This is a genomic window from Mycobacterium paraffinicum, from assembly GCF_001907675.1.
In the GTDB taxonomy this organism is placed as follows: Bacteria; Actinomycetota; Actinomycetes; order Mycobacteriales; family Mycobacteriaceae; genus Mycobacterium; species Mycobacterium paraffinicum_A.
In genome coordinates, this window is record NZ_MPNT01000009.1 from 1 (window position 1) to 12,642 (window position 12,642).

At 67.1% G+C, this 12,642-nt stretch carries 2 protein-coding genes; both read left to right on the top strand.

Features of this window, described 5'->3' with window-relative positions:
* Positions 1-9,135: non-ribosomal peptide synthetase (locus BRW65_RS11805; protein ID WP_139273030.1), on the top strand; the 9,135-nt coding region annotated here is incomplete at its 5' end.
* A gap of 1 nt (position 9,136) precedes the next feature.
* A partial coding sequence (locus BRW65_RS31260; protein ID WP_139273046.1) for a non-ribosomal peptide synthetase occupies positions 9,137-12,642 on the top strand: 3,506 nt, incomplete at its 3' end.

A 12,642-nucleotide genomic window follows, 5' to 3' on the forward strand; every position in this document is an offset into this window, starting at 1 on the left:
GCCCTGCCAATGCCGTTGTCCCACACGGCCGAACTCAACGCCGCGACCATCGACAGCGACACCGGCCCTCAACTCAACGCCACCTGGACCTGGGCCACCTCGGTTCTCGATGACACCCAAATCGCCCGGCTCAGCCAGTTATGGTTCGACGCCCTGACCGGAATCTGCACCCACGTCCGCCACGGCGGCGGCGGTCTGACCCCCTCCGACATCACCCCCGCCCGACTCACCCAACACCAAATCAACGAACTCCAAACGCAATACAACACCGCCGACATCCTGCCGCTCACCGCGCTCCAAGAAGGATTGCTCTTCCACGCCGGCACCGGTCGGGAAAACGCTGACCTGTACGCGATGCAACTCGACCTCACGGTCGCCGGCCCTTTGGACCCACACCGGCTGCGCGATGCCGTCCACACCGTCATCGAACGCCACCCCCACTTGGCCGCTCGGTTCTGCCAACAATTCGACGAACCGGTGCAAATCATTCCGGCCGACCCCTCCGCGGCATGGCGATACGAGTCAGTCGAGAGCGAAGATCAGATCCACGAGATTTGCGCCCATGAACGCGCTGCGGTCTGCGACCTCAACGGCGACACCGTCTTGCGGGTGGCCGTGCTCCGCGCCGGTGACAGCCGGCACCGAATTGTGATGACGTTTCACCACATCGTGCTCGACGGATGGTCGCTACCCATCCTGCTGCACGAGATCTTCGCCGCCTACCAGGGCCAGCAGCTGCCCGTGGCGACACCCTACCGCCGGTTCATCACCTGGCTCGCCGGACGCGACCTCGACGCCGCTCGCGCCGCCTGGCAAGAGACGCTGGCGGGTTTGGAGAACCCCACCCTGGTCGGTCCCCCGGCCCGACTCCAATCCGGTCCGAAGAGGACCAGTTCGTTTGTGCTGTCCGAGCGCGACACGCTGGCGCTGCACGAGCTGGCGCGCGCCAGCCACACCACCGTCAGCACCGTGCTGCAGGCGGCGTGGGCGCAGCTTTTGATGGGGCTGACCGGCCAGCACGACGTGGTCTTCGGCACCGCGGTATCGGGAAGGCCGGTCGAGTTACCGGCTGCCGACCGCATGGTGGGCCTGCTGATCAACACCGTGCCGGTGCGGGCGCACATCACACCAACCACCACCACCGCCGACCTGCTCCACCAACTGCACGACGCCCACAACCACACCCTCGACCATCAACACCTGGCGCTCAACGAGATTCACCGCGCCACTGGCCACGACCAACTGTTCGACACCCTGTTCGTCTACGAGAACTACCCCGTCGACACCGCCGGGCTGCTCGATGTCGACGGATTGACCGTCGTCGAGTTCACCGGTCGCGAATCCAATCACTACCCACTGACCATGCAGGCCACACCCGGAGCCGAACTCGGCCTGCGCGTCGAGTACGACACCCACGTGTTCGACGCGGACACCATTGGCGCACTGATTGATCGGCTGCGACGCATCATGCTGACGATGATTGCCGATCCGCGGCTCCCATTGTCTGCCACGGACATGCTTGACGCTGACGAGCGTGCCCGCCTCGACCACATGGGCAATAGGGCGGCTCTGACCAGGCTGGCACCCGCACCGGTGTCGATCCCGGAGTTGTTCGCGGGTCACGTGGTTCGCTCTCCGCACGCTGTGGCCATCACCGACGTGAACCGGTCATTGACTTACCGGGAGGTTGACGAGGCCTCGAATCAGTTGGCGCGCTCAATCTTCGGCCACGGTGCCGGACCCGGGCAATGTGTTGCGGTGTTGCTGGAGCGCTCCGCCGAGGCCGTCATCGCCATGCTTGCGGTGCTCAAGGCCGGGGCGACCTACCTGGCGATCGACCCCGCGCTGCCCGATGAGCGGATCGGATTCATGTTGAGCGACGCCGCGCCCTCCGTCGCGGTCACCACCACCGCGCTGCTGCCGCGACTGGCCGGACGCCCGCTGGCCATCGTCGATATCACCGATGACCGCATGACTGCCCAGCCCCGATCAGCGCTTCCGACGCCGGCGGCCGACGATATCGCCTACCTCATCTACACCTCGGGAACCACGGGCGTGCCGAAAGGTGTTGCGATAAGCCATCGCAACGTGGCCCACTTGGTCGAGTCGGCGTCGGCCCACCTACCCGCACATCAGGTATGGACGCAGTGTCACTCCTACGCATTCGACTTCTCCGTCTGGGAGATCTGGGCCGCCCTGCTCGGCGGCGGGCGCCTGGTGGTGGTGCCAGAGCAGGTGACGGCTTCACCGAAAGACTTCCACGCGCTGCTCGTCGCCGAAGAGGTCACCGTGCTCACCCAGACGCCGTCGGCGGCCGCGGCGCTTCCCCAGCGCGGACTGGACTCGGTCGCGCTGCTGCTCGGTGGTGAGGCATGCCCGGCCGAGCTGGTCGACCGGTGGGCTCCCGGGCGCCTGGTGATCAACGCCTACGGCCCCACCGAAACGACGGTTTACGCCACGTTGAGCGCACCGTTGACCGCGGGTTCCGGAACGGTACCGATCGGCGAACCGGTGTCGACCGCGGCACTGTTCGTCCTGGACGACTGGCTGCGCCCGGTCTCACCCGGAGTGGTCGGTGAACTGTATGTGGCCGGCCGCGGCGTTGGCGTCGGCTACCTTGGCCGGGCGGGCCTGACCGCGGCTCGATTCGTGGCCAACCCGTTCGGGACCCCGGGAACGCGGATGTATCGGACCGGGGACCTGGTGCGCTGGCGCGCCGACGGGCAACTGGACTACCTCGGGCGCGCCGACGAGCAGGTCAAAATCCGCGGCTATCGGATCGAACTCGCCGAAATCCAGGCCGCGCTGGCCGCCCTCGACGGTATCGAACAGGCCGCCGTCGTCGTCCGCGAAGACCGCCCCGGCGACAAACGGCTCGTCGGCTACGTCGTCGAAAGGATCTCCGGGACAGTCCATCCCGCTGCGGCGCTCGCCGCGCTGACCCAGCGGCTGCCCGGCCACATGGTGCCGGTGGCGGTCGTGGTGTTGCAGGCGCTGCCGCTGACGGTCAACGGCAAGCTCGACACCCGTGCCCTGCCCGCGCCGGAGTACCAGGACCGCAGTCGGTACCGCGCCCCGGCCACCCCGGTCGAGGAAATCTTGGCCGGCACCTATGCCCAGGTTCTGGGTGCCGAGCGGGTGGGCGTTGACGATTCGTTCTTCGACCTGGGTGGGGATTCGCTTTCGGCGATGCGGTTGATCGCCGCCATCAACACCGGCCTCGACGCGGATCTGGCCGTGCACGCGTTGTTCGACGCACCCACGATCGCACAATTGGCGCCCCTTCTCGACGGCCAGGGGCGCCGCCGTGAGCCGTTGACCGCGGGCCACCGCCCCGCGGTGATTCCGCTCTCGTTCACCCAGAACCGGCTATGGGTGCTCGACCAGTTGCAAGTTCCCTCAGGGGTTTACCACTTGGCGGTGGCGCTGAGGCTGCGTGGTGACCTCGATGCCGAAGTGCTCGGCGCATCGCTCGCCGACGTGGTCGCCCGGCATGAAAGCCTGCGCACGCTATTCCCCGCGCCCGACGGGCTGCCCCAGCAACTCATCGTCCCGGCCAGCCGGGCGGATTTCGGCTGGGACGTCATCGACGCAACCGGATGGGCCCCGGCGCGGCTCGACGAGGCCGTCGATGAAACGGCGCGTTATCCTTTCGGGTTGGATTCCGAAATACCGCTGCGGGCGAAGCTGTTTCGTGTCGGCGCCGACGAGCACGTGTTGGTCGGCGTCGTGCACCACATCGCCTTTGATGGCTGGTCGCTGGCACCGTTGATCCGCGATCTCGGCGAGGCCTACCGGGCGCGTCAGCAGGGGGGCGCTCCGGATTGGCCAGCACTGCCGGTGCAATACGTGGATTACACGTTATGGCAGCGCGCGCAGTTCGGTGTGCTCGACGATTCCACCAGCCGAATCGCCGCGCAGCTCGAATACTGGGAAGACGCTCTGGCCGGCATCCCCGAACGCTTGGAATTGCCGACGGATCGACCCTACCCTTCGGTGGCCGACCAGCGCGGCGACAGCGTGGTCGTGGACTGGCCGGCCGAATTGCAGCTGCGCATCCGCGAGGTGGCCCGCGGGTACAACGCGACGAGCTTCATGGTGGTCCAAGCCGCCCTAGCGGTTCTGCTGGCGCAGCTCAGCGCGACACCCGATGTGGCCGTGGCGTTCCCGATCGCCGGGCGAGGTGATCCGGCGCTCGACGACCTGGTGGGCTTCTTCGTCAACACCTTGGTGCTGCGTGTGGATGTGGCTGGAGACCCGACCGTTGCCGAATTGCTCGATCAAGTTCGTCGGCGCAGTCTTCTGGCGTTCGAGCATCAGGACGTGCCATTTGAGGTGTTGGTCGAGCGGCTCAACCCCACCCGCTCCCTAAGCCATCACCCGCTGGCCCAGGTCGCGTTGGCCTGGCAGAACCTGCCCGGCCACACGAGCGACTCCGTCGCCCGGCTGCAGTTGGGCGACCTGCAGATCACTCAGTTGCCGCTCGACACCCATACCGCCCGCATGGATTTGACCTTCTCGCTGTCCGAACACTGGGCCGACGACGGCGCGCCGGCGGGCATTCGGGGGACGGTCGAATTCCGCACCGATGTGTTCGCGCCTGACACCATCGCCACGCTTGTCGAGCGGTTCCAGCGGTTACTGCGCGCGATGACCGCCGACCCGCGGGCCCGGCTGTCATCCATAGATCTGCTGGATGCCGAAGAGCACGCCCGTCTGGATGCCGCGTCCAACAGGGCGATGCTGGACCGGGCCGCCCCTGCACCGGTCTCGATTCCGGCATTGTTCGCTACCCACGTAAGTCAGAACCCCGATGCGATCGCGATCACCGACGGAACTCGGTCCTGCACCTACCTCGAACTCGACGCCGCCTCGAACCGACTGGCGCACTTGCTGATCGGTAGGGGCGCGGGCCCGGGCGAGTGCGTTGCGCTGTTGTTCTCTCGCGGCGCCGAGGCCATCACGGCGATGCTGGCGGTGCTCAAGACGGGAGCGGCCTACCTGCCGATCGACCCGGCGGTTCCCGCTTCCCGGATGACATTCATGCTCGGAGACGCCGAGCCGATCGCCGCCGTCACCACCGCCAGCCTACGGTCACGCCTGGCCGGGCATGACCTGGCGGTCCTCGATGTCAGCGACGCCGTCGTCGGCGACTACCCCAGCACCCGGCTATCCGCGCCCGGCCCCGATGACATCGCATATCTGATCTATACCTCCGGAACCACCGGCGTACCGAAATGCGTTGCCATCAACCACCACAACGTGACGCAGCTGCTGGGATCGCTGGACGGCGGCTTGCCCCATCCGGGCGTCTGGCCGCAGTGTCATTCGCTAGCCTTCGACGTCTCGGTGTGGGAGATCTTTGGTCCGCTCTTGCGAGGTGGGCGAGTGGTGGTGGTGCCCGAAGACGTCACAACGTCGCCGACCGACTTCCACGACCTGCTAGTCGCCGAGCGAGTCGATGTGCTCACCCAAACCCCGTCCGCCGCAGCTGTGTTGTCGCCCAAGGGTTTGGAATCGGCGGCGCTGGTGGTGGTCGGTGAGGCGTGCCCCGCCGATGTGGTCGACCAATGGGCGCCGGGGCGGGTGATGATCAACGCCTACGGTCCGACCGAGACGACGATGTGCGTCGCGATCAGCGACCCGTTGACGGCCGGGTGCGGGCAGGTGCCCATCGGTATACCGGTACCCGGGGCGGCGCTGTTCGTCCTCGACGAGTCGTTGCGCCAAGTGCCGTTCGGGGTGGTCGGCGAGTTGTATGTCGCCGGGCGCGGCGTGGGTATCGGGTACCTGCGCCGAGCGGGCCTGACCGCTTCACGATTCGTGGCCTGCCCGTTCGGGGGCCATGGGGCGCGCATGTATCGCACCGGGGATCTGGTGCGCCGGGGCGCCGACGGCCAACTGCACTACCTCGGGCGCGCCGACGAGCAAGTCAAAATCCGTGGGTACCGCATCGAACTCGGCGAAATCCACGCCGCGCTATGCCAACTCGACGGCGTCGAGCGCGCCGCGGTCGTCGCCCGCGAAGACCATCCGGGTGACAAGCGGCTGGTCGCCTACATCACGGGAACCGCCGATCCCGTCGATGCGCGGGCCGCGCTCGCGGGGCGGCTGCCCGGCTACATGGTGCCCGCCGCGGTCGTGGTGCTCGATGCGCTGCCAACCACGATCAATGGGAAACTCGACACTCGCGCCCTGCCGGCGCCCGACTACCAAGCCACCGACAACTATCGCGCGCCGTCCGACGCCGTCGAGGAGATCCTGGCGGGCATCTTTGCCGAGGTGCTACGACTCGATCGCGTCGGAGTGGACGACGCCTTCTTCGACCTTGGCGGCGACAGCATCTCGTCGATGCAGGTGGTCGCCCGGGCACGCGCGGCCGGCGTCATGTGCCGCCCGCGAGACATATTCATCGAACAAACGGTGGCGCGGCTGGCTCGCGTCGCCCAGATCAGCGACCGCACAGCCGTTGCCGTCGACGCGGGCATCGGGCCGGTGGCGCCCACCCCGATCATGCATTGGCTGTCGGACATCGACGGGCCCGTCGATCAGTTCAATCAGACGATGGTGATAGAAGCGCCCCAGGGCGTTTCGCGCCCCGACGTGGTCGCGCTTCTGCAAGCCGTGCTCGACCACCACCCGATGCTGCGGCTACGTGTCGACAACTTCGACGCCGGCGAGTGGTCGTTGACCATACCGGGGGCGGCTGCGGTCGACGCCGAGGGTTGCCTGCTCACCGTCGACGAGTTGAACGACGATGTGGTGGCGACCGCCCGGTCACGGCTCAACCCCTCCGTCGGGGCGATGCTCAGCGCGCTGTGGGTGACCACAACCGGACAGCTGGTGCTGATAATCCATCACCTGGCCGTCGATGCGGTGTCCTGGCGAATTCTCCTGGAAGACCTCAACATCGGCTGGGCCCAACGCCTGAGCGGCCAACCGGTCGCCCTGCCGGCGGGCGGCACGTCCTTTCAGCGCTGGGCGACGCTGCTGGCCGAGCATGCCTACCGGCCCACGGTTACCGACCGCGCCGACGCCTGGGAACAGTCGGTGCGCGCCCACACCGCTCTGGCCCCACCCCAGCCCGGGACTGACACCTACGCCGGCGCCGGGCACCTCACGCTGTCCCTGGACACCGAAACCACCCGCGTGCTGCTCGGTGACGTTCCCGCCGCCTTTCACGCCGGCGTCCAAGACATTCTGTTGATCGCGTTCGCGTTGGCGTGGGATGAGTTCTCGGGTGCCGACGAGGGGGCGTCGATCGCGATCGACGTCGAGGGCCACGGTCGCTACGAAGATCTCGCCCCCGATGTCGACCTCTCGCGCACCGTGGGCTGGTTCACCACCAAACACCCGGTGGCGCTGCCGGTCGGCGGACCGCGCTGGCCACAACTTGTGGCCGGTGACGCCGCGATCGGCGCATTCGTCAAGCGTGCCAAGGAACAACTGCGGGCCCTGCCCGAGGGCCTGACCTACGGTCTGCTGCGCTACCTCAACACCGACGTTGCACTGACTGGGCCCGACCCCGCTATCGGCTTCAACTACTTCGGCCGATTGCACGGGACAGACGTGTCCGGCGATCTCTGGCGGGTCAGCGAGGACGGCCTTGCGGTCACCACTTTCGCCAGCGCGGTGCCGATGCCGCTCGCACACTCCCTGGAACTCAACGTGGGCGCCGTCGACACGGGCACCGAGCTGCACTTGCGGGCCGAATGGACGTGGGCGCCATCGGTGCTCGACGAGGCGCAGATTGGTCTGCTCGGTCAGCTCTGGTTCGACGCCCTCACCGGCATCTGCGCCCACGTCCGGCGCGGCGGCGGGGGGCTCACCCCCTCGGACATCGCGCCCGCGCGTCTCACCCAGCACCAAATCGACCAATTACAGCGGCATTTCCCGATCGCCGACATACTGCCGCTCACTCCCCTCCAGCAGGGGTTGCTCTTCCACGCGTCGGTCCAGAACAGCGACGGCGACCTGTACTCGATGCAGCTCGACATCACCGTCTCCGGCCCACTCGACGTGGATCGTCTCCGCGGCGCGGTGAACACCGTCGTCAGCCGCCACCCTAATCTGGCCGCCCGGTTCTGCACTCAATTTGACCAACCGGTGCAGATCATCCCGGCCGATCCCCAAACGCCCTGGCAATACGTCGAACTCGATAGCGATGCCGAGGAGCAGTCACAGCGCATATGTGCCGCCGAGCGTGCCGCGGTGTGTGACCTGAAGGGGTCGCCCGCCTTCCGCGTTGCCCTGATCCGCACAGCACCGGAACGGTACCGGGTGGTGTTGACCAACCACCACATCGTGCTGGATGGTTGGTCGCTGCCCGTGCTCCTGCAAGAGATCTTCGCTACTTACTATGGCCAACGGCTACCGGCGGCCGTCCCGTATCGCCGGTTCGTCGATTGGCTCGCCGAGCGCGATCTCGACGCCGCGGAACGGGCCTGGCGCGAGGTGCTCGCCGGTTTCCATACCCCGACTCTGGTCGCACCGCCGGGCAGCCCCACGCTCGGGTCCCGAGGCCTCGCCTCGGCTCGCGTGCCCGAAAGCACCACCCAGGCAGTCAACGAATTGGCCCGCTCCTGTCACACCACCGTCAACACGGTGCTGCAGGGCGCATGGGCGCAGGTGTTGATGTCGATGACGGGCAGGCGTGACGTCGTATTCGGCGCGGCGGTCTCGGGCCGGCCGGCCGATGTGGTCGGCGCGGAAGCGATGGTGGGTCTGATGATCAACACGGTGCCCATCCGAGCCACCATCACGCCGTCCACCACCGTCGCCGACCTGCTCGGTCAACTGCACACCGCTTACGAGTGCACCCTGGACCATCAACATCTGGCGCTCAAGGAAATTCACCGCGTCGCCGGGCTCGACCAGCTATTCGACACGCTGTTCGTGTTCGAGAACTACCCGATCGACACCACGGCGCTGTCGCACACCAACGGCCTGGCGATCACCGACTTGACCGGCACCGAATCCAGTCACTACCCGCTGACAATGCAAGCCCGCCCCGACCGAGAATTGATTCTTCGCGTCGAATACGACAGCGACGTCTTCGATGCCGAGGCCATCGAATCATTGATCGACCGCTTCCAGCGCGCGTTGGTGGCCATGACCACCGACCTAGGGGGATGATTTGACCACCAATCCGACCCGGAGATTGTTGTCCATCGATCTGCTCAACGAGACCGAGCACACGCGCCTGGACGACTGGAGCAACCGCGCCGTATTGACCCAACCCGCGGCGCCCGTATCGATTCCGGCGCTCTTCTCCACTCAAGTGGAGCGGGCCCCCGAGGCGGTGGCCGTGACCTTCGAGGGTCGCTCGATGACCTACCGGGAGCTCGACGAAACCGCTAATCGGCTGGCGCACCTACTGATCGACCATGGCGCGCGACCGGGCGTGTGTGTCGCACTGCTGTTCCCCCGGTGCGCCGAGGCGATATGCGCGATCCTTGCGGTGCTCAAGAGCGGGGCGGCGTATCTGCCGATCGACCCCATGCATCCGCGGTCCCGCGTCGAGTTCATGCTGGCCGACGCGACGCCGATTGCCGTCCTGACGACCCCGGACATGCGGTCCCGACTGGACGGGTGCGGCCTGGCCGTGATCGACACCGCCGACCCCCGCATCGACACTCAACCCGACACCGCCCTACCCTTCCCCGCGCCCGACGACATCGCCCACATCGTCTACACCTCCGGTACCACCGGTGTACCGAAAGGCGTTGCCGTTAATCATCACAACGTAACCCAGCTGTTCGACTCGCTCGACATCGCGATTCCGTTGCGGCCGGAACAGGTGTGGACCCAGTTCCACTCCTACGCGTTCGACTTCTCGGTGTGGGAAATATGGGCGGCGCTGCTGTTCGGCGGGCGACTGGTGGTGGTGTCCGAGTCGGTGGCGCGATCGCCGGGCGACTTTCACGACCTACTGGTCGAAGAGCGAGTCAGCGTGCTGACGCAGACCCCGTCTGCGGTGAGCAGCCTAACTCCTAACGGACTGGAATCCACGGCGCTGGTCATCGGTGCCGAAGCGTGTCCGCCGGCGCTGGTGGACCTCTGGGCACCCGGCCGGGTCATGACCAACGTCTACGGCCCCACGGAAACCACCATGTGGGCGTCCAAGAGCGCCCCGCTGCTGCCGGGCTCGGGCTCGCCACCCATCGGATCGCCGATCGCGGGGGCCGCGTTCTTCGTCCTCGACGAGTTGCTGTGCCCCGTGATGCCCAAGGTGGTCGGCGAGCTGTATATCGCGGGCCGCGGTGTTGGGGTGGGCTACTGGCGCCGGCCCGGACTGACCGCTTCACGATTCATGGCTTGTCCATTCGGGCCACCCGGAACCCGCATGTATCGCACCGGGGACCTGGTGCGCTGGCGATCCGACGGGCAACTCGACTACCTCGGGCGCGCCGACGAACAGGTGAAGATTCGCGGGTACCGCATCGAACTCGGCGAAATCCGCACGGCGCTAAGCGAACTCCCGGGCGTCGGACAGGCTGCGGTGATCGCGCGAGAGGACCGGCCCGATGACCGGCGGCTCGTGGGTTACCTCACCGAAACGGTCACCGGGGCAGTCGATCCCGCCGCCGCACGGGAGGCATTGGCCCGGCGCCTGCCCGGGTACATGGTCCCGTCGGCCATCGTCGTCTTGCAAGCGCTGCCGCTGACCGTCAACGGCAAACTCGACACCCGAGCCCTCCCGGCGCCGGAGTACACCAACGGTCAGCGGTACCGCGCTCCCAAGGATCCCACCCAGGACATCCTCGCCGGCATCTATGCCCACGTCCTCGGCCTCGATCGCGTCGGGGTCGACGACTCCTTCTTCGACCTCGGCGGCGACTCGGTGTCCGCGATGCGCGTGATCGCCGCGATCGGCACCGACCTGGCCACCGACCTGTCGATGCAAACCTTGTTCGACGCGCCGACGGTCGCCCAACTGGCCGCACACATCGGTGGCGATGACACACGGCTTCGGCCCCTTCTGGCCGCCCGGCGGCCCGACGTCATTCCGTTGTCGTTCGCCCAGAGTCGGCTATGGTTTCTCGACCAATTGCACGGGCCCTCAGCGGTTTACAACCTGGCGGTGGCGTTGCGTCTGCGGGGCGAGCTGGATCTGGACGCGTTGCGGGTGGCCGTGGATGATGTCATCGCCCGCCACGAAACCCTGCGCACGGTGTTTGCCGACGTCGACGGCGTGCCCTTCCAGCGGGTGCTGCCGGGTGGGCGCAGTGATGTCGTAACCGTCACCGACGCCGCCGGGTGGACACCGGGCGCGCTGCACGAGGCCATCGAGGCCACGGCGCAGCACGCGTTCGATCTGAGGGCGGAAATCCCATTTCGGGCCAGGCTCTTTCACATCGCCGACGACGACCACGTGCTCGTCGGCGTGGTGCACCACATCGCCGCGGACGGCTGGTCCATCACCCCGCTCGTGGGTGATCTGAACGTGGCGTACGCCAGCCGGTGCGGCGGACGGGCCCCGGACTGGCGTGAGTTGCCGGTGCAGTATGCGGATTACACGTTGTGGCAGCGGGCTCAGTTCGGTGATCTCGATGACGGCGCTAGCCCCATCGCCGCGCAACTGGCGTATTGGGAGGATGCGCTGGCGGGGATGCCGGAGCGGTTGGAGTTGCCGACGGATCGGCCCTATCCGGCGGTGGCCGATCAGCGTGGGGCGACGGTGGCCGTGGAGTGGCCGGCGGAGTTGCAGCAACGGGTGCGCGCGGTGGCCCGTGAGTGCAACGCGACGAGTTTCATGGTGGTCCAGGCCGCGTTGGCGGTGGTGCTGTCGCGGCTGAGCGCGAATCCCGATGTGGTGCTGGGCTTCCCGACGGCCGGGCGCGATGACCCCGCGCTGGACGACTTGGTGGGCTTCTTCGTCAACACGCTGGTGTTGCGACTGGATCTGACCGGCAATCCGACGGTCACCGACTTGCTGAGCCAGACCCGCACAAAAGGCCTTGCCGCCCTTGAGCATCGGGACGTGCCGTTTGAGGTTCTGGTGGAGCGGCTCAATCCGGCGCGGTCGTTGACGCATCATCCGCTGGTGCAGGTGATGTTGGCGTGGCAGAACCTGCCGGGGTCCGGTGGTGATCCGGGGTTGGTGTTGGGGGATTTGCACGTATCCCAGGTGCCGATCGCGACCCACACGGCCCGGATGGACCTGACGTTGAATTTGGCTGAGCGTTTCACCGATGACGCTGAGCCGGGCGGGATTTCGGGTGCGGTGGAGTTCCGCACCGACGTGTTCGATGCCGACACGGTCGCCGGCGTGGTTCAGCGGTTGCAGCGGGTGTTGGTGGCGATGACCGCTGATCCGCAGGCGCGGTTGTCGTCGATTGATGTGCTCGAGGCCGGTGAGCGCGGGCGTCTGGGTGAGTTGGGCCGGTGGCCGGTGTTAACGGAGTCGAGGACGGCGGTGTCGATCCCGGCGTTGTTCGCCGGGCAGGTGCTGCGGGCCCCGGCGGCGGTGGCGTTGTGTTGCGGGGCGCGGTCGTGGACGTATGGCGAGTTGGATGAGGCCTCAAACCGGTTGGCGCACGCGCTGGTCGAGTGTGGGGTGGGGCCGGGCGGGTGCGTGGCGGTGTTGTTCCCGCGTTCGGGTGAAGCCATTGTGGCGATCGTGGCGGTGCTCAAGACCGG